The sequence below is a fragment of the Pseudomonas sp. GL-RE-26 genome, from assembly GCF_019956275.1.
Classification (GTDB): domain Bacteria; phylum Pseudomonadota; class Gammaproteobacteria; order Pseudomonadales; family Pseudomonadaceae; genus Aquipseudomonas; species Aquipseudomonas grandcourensis.
The window spans coordinates 150,959-167,918 of the sequence record NZ_JAHBDI010000011.1; the positions used below are offsets into that span (position 1 = coordinate 150,959).

The 16,960-nt window shown below is 59.9% G+C and carries 18 protein-coding genes; 5 read left to right on the top strand and 13 right to left on the bottom strand.

Annotated elements, in window-relative coordinates; genetic code table 11:
* Positions 1-75: 75 nt before the first annotated feature.
* The 5 genes from KGB07_RS08215 to folE2 are packed head-to-tail and all read right to left on the bottom strand — an operon-like array spanning position 76 to position 3,947.
* Complete coding sequence (locus KGB07_RS08215) at positions 76-636, bottom strand: DapH/DapD/GlmU-related protein (RefSeq protein ID WP_046038833.1); 561 nt, start codon at positions 634-636, stop codon at positions 76-78.
* Positions 633-1,508: a metal ABC transporter substrate-binding protein gene (locus KGB07_RS08220; protein ID WP_046038835.1), complete on the bottom strand. Its 876-nt coding sequence runs from the start codon at positions 1,506-1,508 to the stop codon at positions 633-635. Before KGB07_RS08220 ends, KGB07_RS08215 begins: the two co-directional genes overlap by 4 nt.
* A gap of 14 nt (positions 1,509-1,522) precedes the next feature.
* Complete coding sequence (locus KGB07_RS08225) at positions 1,523-2,386, bottom strand: metal ABC transporter permease (RefSeq protein WP_223465182.1); 864 nt, start codon at positions 2,384-2,386, stop codon at positions 1,523-1,525.
* Positions 2,386-3,054: a metal ABC transporter ATP-binding protein gene (locus tag KGB07_RS08230; RefSeq protein WP_046038838.1), complete on the bottom strand. Its 669-nt coding sequence runs from the start codon at positions 3,052-3,054 to the stop codon at positions 2,386-2,388. Before KGB07_RS08230 ends, KGB07_RS08225 begins: the two co-directional genes overlap by 1 nt.
* Positions 3,051-3,947 carry a GTP cyclohydrolase FolE2 gene (gene folE2 / locus KGB07_RS08235; protein WP_046038840.1) on the bottom strand — a complete coding sequence of 299 codons (897 nt, stop codon included), beginning with the start codon at positions 3,945-3,947 and terminating at the stop codon, positions 3,051-3,053. Before folE2 ends, KGB07_RS08230 begins: the two co-directional genes overlap by 4 nt.
* Positions 3,948-4,033: 86 nt before the next feature.
* Here folE2 and KGB07_RS08240 point away from each other — a divergent pair, with 86 nt between their 5' ends.
* Positions 4,034-5,242, top strand: a complete 1,209-nt coding sequence (locus KGB07_RS08240; protein ID WP_223465184.1) for an N-acetylmuramoyl-L-alanine amidase — start codon at positions 4,034-4,036, stop codon at positions 5,240-5,242.
* Here KGB07_RS08240 and KGB07_RS08245 read toward each other — a convergent pair.
* A complete protein-coding gene (locus KGB07_RS08245; RefSeq protein ID WP_046038844.1) occupies positions 5,239-5,616 on the bottom strand; it encodes a hypothetical protein in 378 nt (125 codons plus the stop codon). The two genes, KGB07_RS08240 and KGB07_RS08245, sit on opposite strands and share 4 nt — an antisense overlap.
* Before the next feature lie 142 nt (positions 5,617-5,758).
* Here KGB07_RS08245 and zigA point away from each other — a divergent pair, with 142 nt between their 5' ends.
* On the top strand, positions 5,759-6,964 hold the full coding sequence (gene zigA / locus KGB07_RS08250; protein ID WP_223465186.1) for a zinc metallochaperone GTPase ZigA: 1,206 nt from the start codon (positions 5,759-5,761) through the stop codon (positions 6,962-6,964).
* 15 nt (positions 6,965-6,979) lie between these two features.
* Here the strand turns inward: zigA and KGB07_RS08255 are convergent, their stop codons facing one another.
* Positions 6,980-7,336 carry an NADH:ubiquinone oxidoreductase gene (locus tag KGB07_RS08255; RefSeq protein ID WP_223465188.1) on the bottom strand — a complete coding sequence of 119 codons (357 nt, stop codon included), beginning with the start codon at positions 7,334-7,336 and terminating at the stop codon, positions 6,980-6,982.
* Positions 7,337-7,363: 27 nt separating this feature from the next.
* Between KGB07_RS08255 and KGB07_RS08260 the strand changes: the two genes are divergently transcribed.
* Entirely contained in the window at positions 7,364-8,335 is a 972-nt protein-coding gene (locus KGB07_RS08260) for a CobW family GTP-binding protein (protein WP_223465189.1), read from the top strand.
* A 4-nt stretch (positions 8,336-8,339) separates the two neighbouring features.
* Here the strand turns inward: KGB07_RS08260 and KGB07_RS08265 are convergent, their stop codons facing one another.
* Positions 8,340-8,753, bottom strand: a complete 414-nt coding sequence (locus KGB07_RS08265; RefSeq protein ID WP_046038851.1) for a DUF3301 domain-containing protein — start codon at positions 8,751-8,753, stop codon at positions 8,340-8,342.
* Between the two features lie 119 nt (positions 8,754-8,872).
* On the opposite strand from KGB07_RS08265, the gene pdxY reads away from it, so the two are divergent.
* Complete coding sequence (gene pdxY / locus KGB07_RS08270) at positions 8,873-9,745, top strand: pyridoxal kinase PdxY (protein ID WP_046038853.1); 873 nt, start codon at positions 8,873-8,875, stop codon at positions 9,743-9,745.
* Between the two features lie 143 nt (positions 9,746-9,888).
* On the opposite strand, the gene KGB07_RS08275 is transcribed toward pdxY, so the two are convergent.
* A complete protein-coding gene (locus KGB07_RS08275) occupies positions 9,889-10,371 on the bottom strand; it encodes an acyl-CoA thioesterase (protein ID WP_046038855.1) in 483 nt (160 codons plus the stop codon).
* Between the two features lie 286 nt (positions 10,372-10,657).
* On the opposite strand from KGB07_RS08275, the gene KGB07_RS08280 reads away from it, so the two are divergent.
* Positions 10,658-12,421, top strand: a complete 1,764-nt coding sequence (locus KGB07_RS08280; protein WP_046038857.1) for a cation:proton antiporter — start codon at positions 10,658-10,660, stop codon at positions 12,419-12,421.
* A gap of 22 nt (positions 12,422-12,443) precedes the next feature.
* Here KGB07_RS08280 and KGB07_RS08285 read toward each other — a convergent pair whose 3' ends face one another.
* The 4 genes from KGB07_RS08285 to uvrD all read right to left on the bottom strand — a co-directional run bounded on the left by KGB07_RS08285 (position 12,444) and on the right by uvrD (position 16,879).
* Positions 12,444-12,851, bottom strand: a complete 408-nt coding sequence (locus KGB07_RS08285; protein WP_003187120.1) for an SMI1/KNR4 family protein — start codon at positions 12,849-12,851, stop codon at positions 12,444-12,446.
* A 206-nt stretch (positions 12,852-13,057) separates the two neighbouring features.
* Positions 13,058-13,927 carry a Tim44 domain-containing protein gene (locus tag KGB07_RS08290; protein WP_223465190.1) on the bottom strand — a complete coding sequence of 290 codons (870 nt, stop codon included), beginning with the start codon at positions 13,925-13,927 and terminating at the stop codon, positions 13,058-13,060.
* 179 nt (positions 13,928-14,106) lie between these two features.
* The gene (locus KGB07_RS08295) at positions 14,107-14,547 is read right to left on the bottom strand and encodes an EamA family transporter (RefSeq protein ID WP_223465191.1); all 441 of its coding nucleotides are present in this window, start codon (positions 14,545-14,547) and stop codon (positions 14,107-14,109) included.
* 148 nt (positions 14,548-14,695) lie between these two features.
* Positions 14,696-16,879, bottom strand: a complete 2,184-nt coding sequence (uvrD, locus tag KGB07_RS08300; protein ID WP_046038860.1) for a DNA helicase II — start codon at positions 16,877-16,879, stop codon at positions 14,696-14,698.
* Between the last annotated feature and the right edge of the window lie 81 nt (positions 16,880-16,960).

Here is a 16,960-nt window from a genome sequence, read left to right on the forward strand (position 1 = left end):
GTAGGGGCAAACATTAAGACGTTTGTCGTGCCAGGCAATTTGTCCTGACACGATGGCTGTTTTTGGCCACCCGCGTCAGAACTCGTTTTGCAGGGCTTTGTAGCCGCGCACCAGGTCGACGTTGGTGCGCGCCACGTCTTCGGAAAACTCCGAGGCACTGACGCTCACCGGCGGGTATTGCGAGAGGTCGGTGTTGGGGCCGATCCGCGTGGTGGAGGGCACGTAGAAGGCCTCAGGCAGGTCACGACCGTCGACCACAGAGTTGTGCCGCACCACGCAACCGTCACCGACCGCGCAGTTGAACAGCACGCTGTTGAAGCCAATGAACACTCGATTGCCCACGGTGCAGGGGCCATGCACGATCGAGCGGTGGGCGATGGAACTGAACTCGCCAATGGTCACCGCCGCACCGGATTTGGAGTGGATCACCACGCCGTCCTGGATGTTCGAGTTGGCGCCGATGGTGATCGGCTGCATGTCGCCCGAGTCATCGACTTCGTCAGCACGGATCACGGCATAGGGCCCGATGAACACGTTCTCGCCGATCACCACTTTGCCGCAAATGATCGCCGTCTTGTCGACGTAGGCCGACTCGGCAATCAGCGGTAAATCTCCGGAAGGATTCTTGCGGATCATGGCTTGCTCAACGCGTTGTACAGGGTGTTGAGGTTGTACTCGAACAACCCGGTGAAGGTACTGGCCGGACCACTCGCCGCCAGGGCATCGGAGTACAGGGTGCCGCCAATCTGCGCGCCGCTTTCATCCGCGATCTGCTTGAGCAGGCGGGCGTCCTTGATGTTTTCCATGAACACGGCTTTGACCTTGGCCTGACGAATCTGGGTGATCAGTGCAGCCACTTCGGCGGCTGAAGGTTCGCGCTCGGTGGACAGGCCTTGAGGCGCCATGAACTCGATGCCGTAGGCTTGGCCGAGATAACCGAAGGCGTCATGGGAGGTCACGATCTTGCGGTTGCCCGGTGGCAGTGAACCGAGTTTGGCCTTGGCTTCGGCGAGCAAGGCATAGACCTGTTTCAGATACGCCTGGCTGTTGCGCTTATAGTCGGCGGTATTCGCCGGGTCAGCGGCGATCAGCGCCTTGGTGATGTTGGCGATGTACAGCTCGGTGTTCGCCAGGTTATGCCAGGCATGCGGGTCGGGAACGGTTTCGCCGTCTTCATCCAGGCTACGCGGAATGACGCCGTGGCTCGCGCTGATGACCGGCGCCTTGGTCTCGGTACTCGTCACCAGGCGATCCAGCCAGGGCTCGAAACCCAGGCCGTTCTTAATGATGAGCCTGGCCTTGAGCAGCGCTTTAGCGTCGTCCGGTGTCGGCTCGTAGGTATGGGCATCCGCGTCCGGGCCGACCATGTTGGTGATCTGGATATGATCCTTGCCGACCTGCCGGGTCATGTCGGCAAGGATGCTGAAGCTGGTGACCACCTGAAGTTTTTCGGCGGCAGACAGTGACATCGACACCATCAAGCTGAACAGTACGAGTAAAGCGCGCATCGGGTAACACCTCATTAGGATGTGAGCAAAGGCGGGCGGCGCAGCAAGCCGTGCACCGGCCCGAACACCACGGACAGCAGATACCCACCGCCGGCCACCAGCACGATTGCCGGGCCACTGGGCAGCGAGTAATAGAACGAGATGAGTAAACCGAGCCACACCGAGAGGCTGCCGAGCAGGGCGGCGACGACGATCAGCACCGGCAGGCGGCGACTCCAGAAACGCGCCGCGGCGGCAGGCAACATCATCAGGCCGACCACCATCAACGCGCCGATCGCCTGGAAACCGATGACCAGATTCAACACCACCAGCGTCAGGAACACGCCGTGGGCCAGTGGGCCGAGTCGGCTGACGGTTTGCAGAAAAAGCGGGTCGAGGGTGTCGAGCAGCAGTGGCTTGTAGATCAGCACCATGGCAATCAGGCTCAGGCCCGAGACCCAAAGCATGCCGGTCAAGGTCGGTCCGTCGACCGCCAGCGCCGAGCCAAACAGCAGGTGCAACAGGTCCAGGCGTTTGCCGGCGATGCCGAGAATCAGCACGCCACCGGCCAGGGAAATCGGGTAGATCGCCGCGAGGCTGGCGTCCTCTCGCAGACCGGTGCGTCGCGTAACCCAGGCTGCAAGGCCGGCCATGCTCAGGCCGGCACCGAGGCCACCGATGGTCAGCGCAGGGAGGCTCAACCCGGCAAACCAGAAACCCAGGGCCGCACCGGGAAGGATGCCGTGCGCGACCGCATCGCCGATCAGGCTCATGCGTCTGAGGATCAGAAACACCCCAAGGGGCGCCGTACTGCACGCCAGGAGTAAACCACCGAGCAGCGCCCGACGCATGAAGACGAACTCGTGGAACGGTTGCCAAAGATGCGCGGCAGCGATCATTAGGCCACCTGCGCTTGTGGTGGTTGGCCGATCAGTTCGGCGCTAGGGCCGAATGCGCAACCACTGCTTTTGATCAGCAACGTGTGTGGGATGTGCTCGCGGACAGCGGCGAGGTCATGGCACACGACCACCTGTGTCCGGCCTTCGAGGTGCCAATCGTGTATGTGCTTCCAGAGCAATGCCTGGCCGAGTTCATCGAGGGCCGCGTGGGGTTCGTCGAGCAACAGCAAGGGGGCATCGGTCAGGCTCAATCGGGCGAGCAGGGCGCGTTGCAATTCGCCGCCGGAGAGGGCCATCAAGGGTCGATCTTCCAGGCCGTTCAGGCACCAGTTTTCGAGGACGGTGTTCAGTCGTTGGCTACGGATCTGCGGTGACTGTTTGTTGCCCCAGAAGCCGGCGGCCACCAATGCCTGAAGGCTGATCGGAAATTGCCTGTCCAGGTGTTGTTGCTGGGGCAGGAACGACACACCGCCCTTGAGAGGAACACCCAGTCGCACCTTTCCGGCCAACGGTTTTTGCAAGCCGGCGATGACCTTCAACAAGCTGCTTTTCCCGGAACCGTTCGCACCGATGATGGCGGTCAGGCTGCCCTTCGACAGTTCGAAGTCCAGCGCGGGCGTGAGTGGCTGCCCCGGTGCGCCCCAGCGCAAAGCGTGGCAAGCAATCATGCGGCCTCCCAGTTGAAACGGCTTTCGGCTACGGCGTCGTGGGCGTGCAGGCTTTCGGCGTGAGTGACTCGAATGTGGAAGGCGTTGATGCCTGTGGAGCGCTTGAGGGCCAAATTCAAACGGCGTGCGGCGTCTTCGCAGAACATCAGGTTCTGACCATTGGCCAGGGCGAAGGCCTGTTCGTCGGCGCGTTTTACCGCTGTTTGTACGGCGGTGCCGAGTGCGGCTTCGGCGTCGTTTATGACGGCGATCAGAGGTAACTCGTCCAAAAAATCAGCCAGCCGTACACGCAACTTTGCACTGCTGCGTTGGCTGTGAGGTGTAGCGACTATGCCGTTCGTGGAGCCGAGCCAGGCTAAAACGTCGGCGTGTTGCAGGGGCTTGTTGGCGAAGTCATCGACGAACTGCTGCTGAATCAACTGTCGAGAAAGGGCCGCGGAACACGGGCAAGTTGAGGAATAAGGCACGTCTATTTTTAGTTCCACGTGGAACATTGCGTTTTTCAAACGCGCTTCGATGCGGACTGGATAGCTTTTCCAGCCGGCCAGTGGACTGATCAGCGCCGGCCTTTTCAGCAACAAATCGGCATGAATGGTTAGGTGTGCGCTGCTGGATAGCCCTTCATGACTCTCAAGAAAGCGCTGCAAAACCCGCCGCAATAAAACCGGTGAAAGGCTTTCCTGCTCCAGCAATTCAAGCGCCAGATAGAGCCGTGACATGTGAATGCCGCGCGCGTTGCCATCGTCGAGGCTCACGCCGGCATCGGCCTTTGCATTCAGTCGTTGGCCATCAAACAAAACGGGAAGAGCAATGCCGCACATGCCCACCCACTCCAGTGGCAGGGCTTGGCGTGAGGCCTGCGCGGCGATATCCGGCAGAGTCAGCGCATTCATGAGCAGGTCCATCGTGGGAGTTAATTTGTCATGTTATAGTATAACAACAAACTCGACGATGCCTTTTTCATGAGCAGGCCTTCATCATGCACAGACGCCAATTGCTCAACCTGATTCTGGCCAGCGCGGCCTTCGCTTTACCCTTCGGCGCGGCGGCTACGCAAATTCGTAATGCACGGCTCTGGCGCTCGGACGGGAAGCTCAGGCTGGTGTTCGATCTGAGCGGACCCGTGCAGTACAAGACCTTCTCATTGAGTGCCCCGGAGCGGCTGATCATCGACCTCAGTGGCGCCGGCCTCGGCGGCGATTTCAGTCAGCTGGCCCTGGGCGATGGCGTGATCCGTTCGATTCGATCCGGGCATTTCGGCAGGGGCGATACGCGGATCGTCCTCGACCTCCGTGAGCCGGTACTGCTCAACAGCTTCCTGTTGCCGCCCCAGGATGGGCAGGGACACCGGCTGGTGCTAGATCTGAAAACCAGCGCGCCGTTGCCATCGCCGTCTCCTGTAGCGCCAGCAGTGGCCACGGCCAAGGCCCATCCCATGCGCGACATCATCGTGGTGGTCGATCCCGGCCATGGTGGCAAGGATCCGGGGGCGATCGGGGCCAAGGGCGAGCGTGAGAAAGACGTGGTGCTGTCCATCGCTCAGTTGCTGGCCAAACGTCTGAAACGCGAAAAAGGCTTCGACGTGAAACTGGTGCGCAATGACGATTTCTTCGTGCCGTTGCGCAAGCGCGTGGACATCGCCCGCAAGCACAATGCCGACATGTTCATCTTGGTGCATGCCGATGCGGCACCGCGTCTCACGGCATCAGGCGCGTCGGTGTACTGCCTGTCCGAAGGTGGGGCGACCTCCGCCACGGCGCGCTTCATGGCGCAACGAGAGAACGGCGCGGACCTGCTGGGCGCGACGAGCCTGCTCAATCTCAATCTCAAGGACAAGGATCCGATGCTCGCCGGTGTCATTCTCGATATGTCGATGAACGCCACCCTCGCCGCCAGCCTGGCGCTGGGCAATACCGTGCTCGGTAGCCTGGCGGGCATCACCACCTTGCATCAGAAGCGTGTAGAGCAGGCCGGATTCGCGGTGTTGAAGTCGCCGGATGTGCCGTCGATCCTGGTGGAAACCGGCTTCATCTCCAATGCCCGCGACAGTCAGCGGCTGGTGACCGCACGCCATCAGCAGGCGGTGGCTGACGGCTTGTTCGAAGGGTTACAGCGCTACTTTCAGAAAAATCCGCCAATCAACAGCTACCTCGCCTGGCAGCAGGAGCAGAAAAACAAGCCGGCCTAACAGCCAGCGATCCGGCTGCAGGTGAACCTGGCGCTGCTTCCGCCGGAGCTGGAAAACCGGTTGATCGTGGTCCAGCCGACGCGCCGGTTGTAGCCGACCCAGGCCTCGCCATCGGAAGCGATACCGGTGAAAAACGTTAGCTGGCCGTAGCGACTGTTGGTCTGCGCCCAATAGCGTTTTCCGGCCGTTTCGAAACCCCGCAGATAGAGGGTGCTACCGGCGGTGTTGACGCTGTAGGCGTTGCCATCTGCATCCACGCAGGCCAGCAGATTGGCGCTGCGGGTGCATTTGGCCAGGCTCGGGATCTGGGCCGTCGCGTCGGCCGCCATCAGCAGGGAAAGCATGATCAATGCAGGTTTAAGGGCGTTGCGCATGGGCTTTCTCACGAGGGGAGCGGTGTTCAGCATCCTGTCCTTTTCCCTGCCGGGCAAGAGGGGATGGTTTATTTGTGTTGTTACAGTATAACATTGTGTAGGCCCGACACAGCGACCGGGCATCCCTGTGAGGAATATGCAGATGTCCAATCGACTCCCCGTGACCGTTCTCTCCGGCTTTCTAGGCGCCGGAAAAAGTACACTTCTTAATTACATACTACGTAATCGCGATGGATTGCGGGTTGCAGTCATCGTCAACGATATGAGCGAAATCAACGTCGATGGCACCGAAGTCCAGCGCGATGTCAGCCTTAATCGCGCTGAAGAACGGTTGGTGGAGATGAGTAACGGGTGTATTTGCTGTACGTTACGTGAAGACTTGCTGGAGGAGGTGAGTCAACTCGCCAGGGAGGGTCGCTTCGACTATCTGCTGATCGAGTCCACCGGTATTTCCGAACCGCTGCCGGTGGCGGAAACCTTCACCTTCCGCGATGAAAACGGCCAGAGCCTCAACGACATCGCACGTCTCGACACCATGGTCACGGTGGTCGATGGCATGAACTTCCTGATCGATTACCAGGCTGCCGAAAGCCTGGCTTCCCGAGGAGAAACCCTTGGGGAGGAAGACGAACGTTCGATTACCGATCTGTTGATCGAACAGGTCGAGTTCGCCGATGTGATTTTGCTCAGCAAGATCGACTTGATCAGTAGCCACCAGCGCGAAGAATTGATCGCCATTCTTGAGCGGCTCAACGCCCGGGCGGAAATCATTCCGATGGCGATGGGAGAAATCCCCTTGAACAAGATTCTCAACACCGGTCGTTTTGACTTCGAAAAGGCTGCCCAGGCGCCGGGATGGTTGCAGGAGTTGCGCGGCGAACACGTGCCGGAAACCGAAGAATACGGAATCGCTTCCAGTGCTTACCGGGCTCGCCGGCCGTTCCATCCACAGCGTTTCTTCAACTTCATCGACGGTCCTTGGGACAACGGCAAGCTGCTGCGCTCCAAGGGCTTCTTCTGGCTGGCGAGCAAGCACATGGACGCCGGCAGCTGGTCTCAGGCCGGTGGATTGATGCGCTATGGCTTTGCCGGGCGCTGGTGGCGTTTCGTACCGAAAAACCAATGGCCCCAGGACGAAGAAAGTACCACCGGGATCATGAAAAACTGGACCGCTGACAGCGGGGACTGTCGCCAGGAACTGGTGTTCATCGGCCAGAACATCGACTTCACGCAACTCACGGCCGAGCTGGACGCATGCCTGCTGACCGATGAGGAAATGGCGCTGGGGGTAGAGGGCTGGCGTTTGCTGCCTGATCCATTCGGCCCTTGGTATGAAGAGGCTGCCTGATCCACTATTGGCGCTTCAAGGCTTGAGCCAGGTGCCCTGGCTCTGGGCCTCGCAGTACGGCTGCAAATACGCCGCGTCGGTGGCAACGCCGTAATAGTGAATATCCTGTCGGTAGGGCATATTGGCAACTTGGGCGTTGCTGCAGATACCGAATGCGCCGCCGGGACATTGATCGACATACTGCACATCGACTTTCTGCCCCGCCAGGTTCGGTTGGCAGAAACCATCGGCAAAGAGTTTTGGCGGGATGTTGCGGTTCTGCTGGCAAACCTGGACATCAAGTCGCTGGCCCTGGCTGTGAACCACACAAGCCTGGGCCAGCGCCTCGCCTGAAACGAGTGCCAGGAGCAACGACAAGCCGATCAACCGCATCCACCACCTCCTCAGAAATCATCAACCATGCTGCAGAATATCCCCACTCATGTCATTGCCGGCCCCTTGGGCGCCGGCAAGACCAGCCTGATCAAACACCTGCTGGCCCAGCGCCCGGCTGGCGAGCGGTGGGCGGTGTTGATCAACGAGTTTGGCCAGATCGGTCTCGACGCTGCACTACTGACCCAGGACGCCGATGGTATCGCACTGGGGGAAGTGGCCGGGGGCTGCTTGTGTTGCGTCAACGGTGCGCCGTTTCAGATTGGTCTTGGGCGCTTATTGCGCAAGGCGCAACCGGATCGATTGTTCATCGAGCCCTCCGGGTTGGGGCATCCGGCGCAGTTGCTCAGACAATTGAGCGAAGCACCGTGGCAAGGTGTGTTGGCTGTCCAGCCTTGTGTGCTGGTGTTGGATGCCCAGTCGCTCGCCGCTGGCAAACCGCTGCCGGATGTTCAACAGCAAGCGCTGGGCCATGCGGGACTGCTGCTGTTGAACAAGTCTGAAGGTCTCGACGAAGACAGTCGCCAGCGGATCGCCGGGCAATTGCCGCCGCTCCCCCTGTGCTGGACGCAACAGGCGGCTTTACCCTTGAGCGAGCTGCCGGGGCTGAATGCCAAAGCGCGGGCAGGTGTGGATAACTTCATCTTGCCCAAGGGATTGGCGCAGCTGCCGGCGGTCTGGAGCGATCCCGCATTGCCCATTTGCTTGAGTCAGGAACAGGACGGAGGCTGGAGCATCGGATGGCGTTGGCACCCAAGCCAGGTGTTTGATGCCGCTCTGGTTGGCCGGTGGCTTGAATGCCTTGCCTGGAGGCGGGCAAAGCTGGTTATCCACAGTACCCACGGCTGGATCTCGGCGAACGCGGTGGATAACTCGGCGCTGGACTGGCAGCCCAGTGAATGGCGGCAGGATTCGCGTATCGAGCTGATTTTCAGTGAGGCGCAGAATGCAGAACGGCTGCAGCGTGAGCTGGCAGCGTGCCGATCCGGATCGGGTTAACGGCTCAAGGCCGCCACTTGGTATGGTCCTGACGCCACTGGCTCAGCTCGATCACTTCCGCACGAGGCTTCGCCACGTCGACCACCGGTTCGGTTTCGTCGAACGGGACCGGGTAGGGCGCCAGCTCAATCTGTGCGCTGTGAGCGCCGAACTGGGTGATGGTGCCGTTGTGGCGGGTTTCGCCGGTCACGGTGAATTCGAAGTTATACACACGGGCCAGGCGTCGCCGACCACTGGCATCCTTGATGAACGCGATTCTTTTCAAGGCCACGTTGCCGTCGAGCAATTCGATCCCGAGCTTGCCGCAATGCTGTTTTACCCGCTCCAGCGCGCGCTCGCGCAAGCCGTGGTTGTGCCATAGCCATGCGCCGGCAGTGGCGAACAGCATCAGCACGAATATATTTCCAAGGGTCAGCATCAACAGGGTGCTCCAACAAGATAGTGTCAGCTTAACTGCGTCGCTGGTCTGTCGTACAGGCTGTGTTTAGTCGCATACTGCGCGGCTAGAATTTCAATCGTTTTACGGAAATCCACCGCATGAAACGTACACCGCATTTGCTCGCTATCCAGTCCCACGTGGTATTCGGTCACGCCGGCAACAGTGCCGCGGTTTTCCCGATGCAACGGGTCGGGGTGAATGTCTGGCCGCTCAACACTGTGCAGTTCTCCAATCACACCCAGTACGGCCAGTGGGCCGGTGAAGTGCTGGCGCCGCACCAGATCCCCGACCTGGTCGAAGGCATTGCGGCGATTGGCGAACTGGGCAACTGCGATGCGGTGCTCTCCGGTTACCTCGGCAGTGCGGCCCAGGGCCGGGCGATCCTGACGGGTGTGGCGCGGATCAAGTCGATGAATCCCAAGGCGCTGTACCTGTGTGACCCGGTCATGGGGCATCCGGAGAAGGGCTGCAGTGTTCCGGCGGAAGTCAGTGATTTTCTGTTGGAAGAGGCCGCCGCCGTGGCGGACTTCATGTGCCCGAACCAGCTGGAGCTGGACAGCTTCTCCGGGCGCAAGCCGCAATCGCTGTTCGATTGCCTGGCAATGGCGCGTGCATTGCTGGTGCGTGGCCCGAAAGCAGTACTGGTCAAGCACCTGGACTACCCAGGCAAGTCGGCAGAGGTCTTCGAGATGCTGCTGGTGACGGCCGAAGGCAGCTGGCATTTGCAGCGCCCGTTGCTGGCGTTCCCGCGTCAGCCGGTAGGCGTGGGCGATCTGACGTCCGGCCTGTTCCTGGCCCGTGTGCTGTTGGGCGACAGCCTGGTGGCCGCGTTCGAGTTCACGGCGTCGGCGGTGCATGAGGTGCTGCTGGAAACCCAGGCCTGTGCCAGCTACGAGTTGGAACTGGTACGGGCTCAGGACCGGATTGCTCATCCGCGGGTGCGGTTCGAAGCGACCTCGATCAGTCTCTGATTGAGCGTTGAACCCATTCGCGAGCAAGCCCGCTCCCACACTGGATCTATGCAACACCAAAGATCAAATGTGGGAGCGGGCTTGCTCCGGGCGGTGATCCGACGAAGGCTATCTAGAGAACACCATCAACCTGCCTGAACGACTCAGACGTCGCCCTTGATCTCCTGATAGCGCTTTTCCGACTCCTGACGAATCTGCCGGCGCTGCTGGGCCTGCATGTAACGACGCTTGTCTTCGCTATTCTGCGGTTGCAGCGGTGGTACGGAGGCAGGTTTGCGCTGGTCATCCACCGCGACCATGGTGAAGAAACAACTGTTGGTGTGACGCACCGAGCGTTCGCGGATGTTCTCGGTCACTACTTTGATGCCCACCTCCATGGAGGTATTGCCGGTGTAGTTGACCGAGGCGAGAAAGGTCACCAGTTCGCCGACATGGATCGGCTCACGGAAAATGACCTGGTCCACCGACAGGGTCACCACATAGCGGCCGGCATAACGGCTGGCGCAGGCGTAGGCCACTTCGTCGAGGTATTTGAGCAGGGTGCCACCGTGGACATTGCCAGAGAAGTTGGCCATGTCGGGGGTCATCAATACCGTCATCGACAGCTGGGCGTTTCCGGGTTCCATAGCATTCTCACGGGTCAAGGCCAGGTTTGAGGGATGCACCTCTGCGGGTGCCTCGGCGGTTTTTTCAAACCAACAGTTATCGGGACGCCGGGTATAGGGTCGCCGTCACGCCGGATCGATCTGTTTCCATATATTGCACCGCCTTTCTGCCAGAAGTCGCGGTGTTACCCTGCAAAAAGCCCTGCCTCAAGGGCATTTCCTACGTGCAATTCCGATTTTTGTTCTGCTCGATCTGACTTTTCCTGCGTTCGGGGATCGAGCAATGCCACAAAGGGAGTCTCACGCCATGCATGCCATCAGTTTCATTCAGGATCTGGCAGTGATCATGTTGATCGCAGGTGTGGTCACCGTGGTTTTCCATCGCCTGAAACAACCGGTGGTGCTGGGGTACATCGTCGCCGGATTCATCATTGGTCCGCACACCCCGCCATTCGGCCTGATCCATGACGAAGAAACCATCAAGACCCTGGCCGAACTCGGTGTGATATTCCTGATGTTCTGCCTGGGCCTGGAATTCAGCCTGCGCAAGTTGTTCAAGGTCGGTGCCACGGCATTCATCGCGGCATTCCTGGAAATCGTGCTGATGATTTGGATCGGCTACGAGATTGGTCGCTGGTTCGACTGGAACACCATGGATTCTCTGTTCCTCGGCGCGATCCTGGCGATTTCCTCGACCACCATCATCGTCAAGGCGCTCAATGATCTGAAGCTGAAGAACGAGCGATTTGCCCAGTTGATTTTCGGAGTGCTGATCGTCGAGGACATTCTGGGCATCGGCATCATCGCGCTGCTGTCCAGCATCGCGGTCAGCGGTACGGTCAGCTCCGGCGAAGTGTTTTCCACGGTCGGCAAACTGTCGCTGTTCATGATCGTCGCGTTGGTCATCGGCATCCTGATGGTGCCGCGGCTGCTGGCCTACGTCGCCAGATTCGAAAGCAACGAAATGCTGCTGATCACGGTGCTGGGCCTGTGTTTTGGTTTCTGCCTGCTGGTAGTCAAGCTTGAATACAGCATGGTCCTCGGGGCATTCCTGATCGGCGCGATCATGGCTGAATCCCGGCAACTGCTGAAAATTGAACGACTGATTGAACCGGTTCGCGATCTTTTCAGCGCGATTTTCTTTGTGGCCATCGGGCTGATGCTCGATCCGGCGATCCTGCTTCAGTACGCCTGGCCAATCGCCGTAATCACCGTAGCCGTGGTGCTCGGCAAGATGTTGTCCTGCGGCCTTGGTGCATTTATCGCCGGCAATGACGGACGCACCTCGCTGCGGGTCGGGATGGGTCTTTCACAGATTGGCGAATTCTCTTTCATCATCGCGGCACTGGGAATGACGTTGCAGGTCACCAGCAACTTTCTGTACCCCGTGGCTGTGGCGGTTTCGGTGATCACGACCTTGCTGACGCCGTATCTGATTCGCGCGGCCGATCCATTGTCGATCAAGCTCGCCGGCGCCATGCCAGAACGCTTGGGACGGGTGTTGGGGATGTACGGCGAATGGTTGCGCAGCATCCAGCCTCAGGGTGAAGGCGCGTTGCTGGCATCCATGATTCGGCGGATCTTGCTGCAGGTGGGAGTCAATCTGGCGCTCGTGATCGCGATCTTCTTCTTGGGCGCGTACTTCGCCGAACGCATGTCGACTTACCTGCAAGGCTGGATCAGCGATCCGAGTTGGCAAAAGGCGTTGATCTGGGGTGGGGCGCTGTTGTTGTCGCTGCCTTTTTTGATTGCGGCGTACCGCAAGCTAAAGGCACTGTCGATGTTGCTGGCGGAAATGGGTGTGAAGCCGGAGATGGCTGGGCGCCACACGCAGCGAGTGCGCCGGGTGATCGCCGAAGTGATCCCGATCCTGTCACTGCTGGTGATCTTTTTGCTGTTGGCAGCCTTGTCGGCCAGTATTCTGCCGACCAACAAGTTGCTGGTGCTGATCGCCGTGGTCGCGGCCGCCGTGGCGGCGCTGCTGTGGCGTTGGTTCATTCGTGTGCATACGCGGATGCAGGTGGCGTTGCTGGAAACCCTCGACAATCACAAGGAGTCGTCCGGGCATTGACCACCCAGCGGCGTTGACTGGATCAGCTTTCCAGCCAGACGTCCCGCGCCCAGTGCCACACCGACTCCCAGGTCTCTTCGGCGATCAGTTCTTCTTCGGCCTGCCAAAGCACCACGGTGCCGTCTTCTTCGACGCAATAGTAGTCATCACCGTCCTGGCAGATCGGGATCAGGCTGCGATCGACGCCGGCGTCCCAGGCGTTGGCGGCAACGTCGGGCAGGTAGGTGTGGGATTGCGGGTCGGTCACGGTGACCGGTTCCAGGCTGCCGTAGACCACGTCGCTGACGGTCAGCAGAAACTCTCTGAATACGAATGGAATGTCGATGAACAGTTGTTCTTCGATTTCGACCAGAAGGTCTTCGTCGGGCAGTTCCAAGGGGACCGGTACCGGTTCGTTGGCTTCACGCAGTTGTTCGATGATTTCTTCCACGTCCGGGATCCTCTTGCTTGTATGGCGCGGTTTATATGGGGCGGTTTATACAGTAGCTTGCTATAGATGCAACCGCGAAATAGAAAACCCCGGCCGAAGCCGGGGTTTTGTTTACTGCAAGTGAAGTTCTGTCCGGAACGTGCCTGCGCGTCGATCATACGGCGTTAAAAACAGGCTCGGCACCTTCCGAATAGAACTACGCGGGATCAGCCGTTCTGGCGGATACCAGCTACCAGCCAAGGCTGGTTTTCGCCCTGTGCACGTTCCATGTTCCAGCTTTCGCTGAAGACTTCGCCCTGGTCGAAACGCGAGGTTTTCGACACGCCAGTGAACGTCAGGGTGGCGATGGTCTTGTCGGCGCGATCGTCCACACCGTCCAGCTGTACATTGAGGTTATCAATGTAGGTGGACTGGAAACCGTCGCCCAGGTCAGCACGCTCACGCTTGAGGAACTCCAGCATTTGCGGGGTCACGAACTCGGCGATCTTGTCCATTTCGTTGGCGTCCCAGTGCTGTTGCAGGGACTGGAAGTGATTGCGCGCCGCTTCGACGAAGTTTGTTTCGTTGAACCAGGCTGGCGCGTTGATCACCGGGCGAGCGGCAACAGGCGCTGCCGAGCCACCGAAGATCGAACCGCCGGCAGGCTTTTGTTCGAACGCCTCACGTTGCATCGGCGCGTGGCCGGCCGGAGCGTAATGCTCCTGCTGTTTGCGACGACGGGCGGCGATAAAGCGGAAGACCAGGAACGCAATGACGGCCATGATCAGGATGTCGAAGAACTGCATGCCCTGGAAGCCATCACCCATGAACATGGAGGCCAGCAGGCCACCGGCCGCGATACCGGCCAGAGGGCCGAGCCAGCGCGAAGCGCCACCGGCCTTGGCAGCGGCGCCAGCGGCACCAGCGGTCGCCGCAGCGCCGCCCATGCCTGGAGAAGAGGGAGCCATCTGGCTGGTCTGGTGAGTCGGCGCAGCGCCTGCGCTTTTGCCACCACCGAAGCGCTTGGCGGCATTGACATCGAGACTCATCGTCAGGCCGATGCACAACGCCATGGCGATGCTAAGAAAACGTTTCATAAAGGGAATTCCCATTTGTGGAAGGCACGCGCGCCATGTTGCACAGCTGAAGTGTTACTGGCTAGCGGCAGAGTGTTTCGGGCTTTTGCCTGACAGGTCATGTTCAGCTCCAGTCAGTGCAAGAGGGCCTTTTGACTTTGATCTGTCAGATGAGTGGACAGGGCTTGTAGGATGCTTGCCTAGCGTCGGAGGGCAAGCATGACCACCCCGGCCGTGATCAGGCCGATTCCGCCCCATTGGCGCAGGTCGAGTTTTTCGCCCAGCAGGACAACGCCAAGAACAGCCACCAGCACCACGCTGAGTTTGTCCACTGGGGCAACCAGTGACGCCGGGCCGACCTTGAGTGCGCGGAAATAGCAGATCCACGATGCACCGGTGGCAAGGCCCGACAACAGCAGGAACAGGTAGCTCTTCGCAGAGATCGATCCCAATGACTGATATTGGCCCGTGGCGTATAAAATCAAGGCCAGGCTGACCAATACCACTATCGTACGTAGCAGGGTGGCGAAGTCGGAGTTGATGTTTTCGATGCCGACTTTCGCGAAAATGGCGGTCATTGCCGCGAATGCCGCCGATAACAGGGCCCAGAATGTCCAGGAGGAAAAAAAGCCTGAGCCCATCTCATCGCACCTTTAAATTCAGATATCGGCCTGGGGCCTGTGGGAGCGAGCTTGCTCCGGGCGGCGCTCCGACGATGACGGACTGACAGCCAGAAACAATGTCGACTGATCTACCGCTATCGCGAGCAAGCTCGCTCCCACAGAAAAGCTAGATTGCTTCCAGCTTGGCGTAACCCAGCATCAGCCACTTGCTGCCTTCGCTGAAGTTCACCTGCACCCGGGCCTGAGCCCCGGCGCCTTCGAAGTTGAGGATCACGCCGTCACCGAAGATCGAGTGGCGCACAGTCTGGCCCAGGCTGAAGCCGGTTTCCGGAATCTCGCTGCCGCTGAACAGGTTGCTGCCACTCATCGACTGGTTGCCACCGAACGGACGGCTGACGCTATTGGATAGCCGAACCTCCTGAATCAGGCCTTTCGGAACTTCGCGTACGAAGCGCGAGACCTTATTGTAGGTCTCGCTGCCATAAAGGCGTCGGGTTTCAGCGTAGGTCATCACCAGGTTCTGCATGGCCCGGGTGATGCCTACGTAGGCCAGACGACGTTCTTCCTCAAGGCGACCGGGTTCTTCCAGGCTCATCTTGTGCGGGAACAGGCCTTCTTCCATGCCCACCAGGAACACGTAAGGGAATTCCAGGCCCTTGGCGCTGTGCAGGGTCATCAGTTGAATGCTGTCTTCGTGCTCGTCGGCCTGGGTGTCGCCGGCCTCCAGCGACGCGTGGCCGAGGAACGCTGCCAATGGCGTCAGGTCTTCGTCCTCTTCGCTGTTTTCGAAGTTGCGCGCGGCGCTGACCAGTTCCTCAAGGTTTTCTACCCGGGCCTGGCCTTTCTCGCCTTTTTCCGCTTCGTGATAGGCGATCAGCCCCGACTGCTCGATGACAGTCTGGGTCATCAGGTGCAGTGGCATTTCCATGCACTTGGCGGCGAGGTTCTCGATCAGCTCGATAAATGCGCCAAGGGCGCCGGCCGCACGACCGGTCAGGCCTTTGTTGGCCACCAGTTGGCGCATCGCTTCCCACATCGACACATCGCTGTGGCGCGCGTGGTCGCGGATCGCTTCGACGGTTTTCTCGCCGATGCCACGGGCCGGCACGTTGATCACCCGCTCGAGCGCGGCATCGTTACCGCGGCCTTCGAGCAAGCGCAGGTAAGCCATGGCGTTCTTGATTTCAGCACGTTCGAAGAAGCGCTGACCGCCATAGATGCGGTAGGGAATGCGCTCGCGCAGCAAGGCTTCTTCCAAAACCCGCGATTGGGCGTTGGAGCGGTACAGAATCGCGATATCGCTACGTGACAAGCCGGTTTTCAGCGCACTTTCGATGGTTTCGACAACGTAGCGTGCTTCGTCGTGCTCGTTGAAGGCGGCGTACAGGTTGATCGCTTCGCCTTCGCCGCCGTCTGTCCACAGCTCTTTGCCCAAGCGCCCGGTGTTATTGGCGATCAAGGCGTTGGCAGCCTTCAGGATGCCGGCGGTGGAGCGATAGTTTTGCTCCAGGCGAATGGTTTCGGCGTCCGGGAAGTCTTCGGAATACTGGTAGATGTTCTCGATTTTCGCGCCGCGCCAGCCGTAGATCGATTGGTCATCGTCGCCTACGACCATCAGGCTGTCGCCACCCTTGGCCAACAGGCGCAACCAGGCGTATTGCACGGCGTTGGTGTCCTGGAACTCGTCCACCAGGATGTGCCGGAAGCGCTTTTGATAGTGAGCGAGCAGGCCAGGGTGGTCGCGCCACAGATCGAGGGCGCGCAGCAGCAACTCGGAGAAGTCGATGACGCCGGCACGCAGGCAGGCAGCCTCGTAGGCTTCATAGATGCCGCGCATGGTCGCCAGGAACAGGTCGCCGCTGGCCTGGATGTGTTGCGGGCGCAGGCCTTCGTCTTTCTGGCCGTTGATGAACCATTGGGCCTGACGGGCCGGCCAGCGCTGTTCGTCCAGGCCGAGCTCGCGGATCACCCGCTTGACCAACCGCTGCTGGTCATCGCTGTCGAGAATCTGGAAGGTCTGGCTCAGGCCCGCTTCCTGCCAGTGTGCCCGCAACAAGCGGTGCGCCAGGCCGTGGAAGGTGCCGACCCACATGCCGGCCGGGTTGATACCCATCAACTGCTCGATGCGCTGGCGCATCTCGGCAGCAGCCTTGTTGGTGAAGGTCACCGACAGGATGGAGTGGGGAGACGCGTTTTCGACCTGGATCAACCAGGCGATACGGTGCACCAGCACTCGGGTTTTACCGGAACCAGCACCGGCCAGGACCAACTGACGACCCACGGGGGCTGCTACGGCCTGGCGTTGGGCATCGTTGAGGGAGTTCAGCAGAAGGGAGAGATCATCGCGCATCGGGGCATTCTAGGGGGCCGCGACACACCGGGCAAACCCCGCTTCGCTTTAACCGATGAAAGTTATGCGAAGGACGACCGG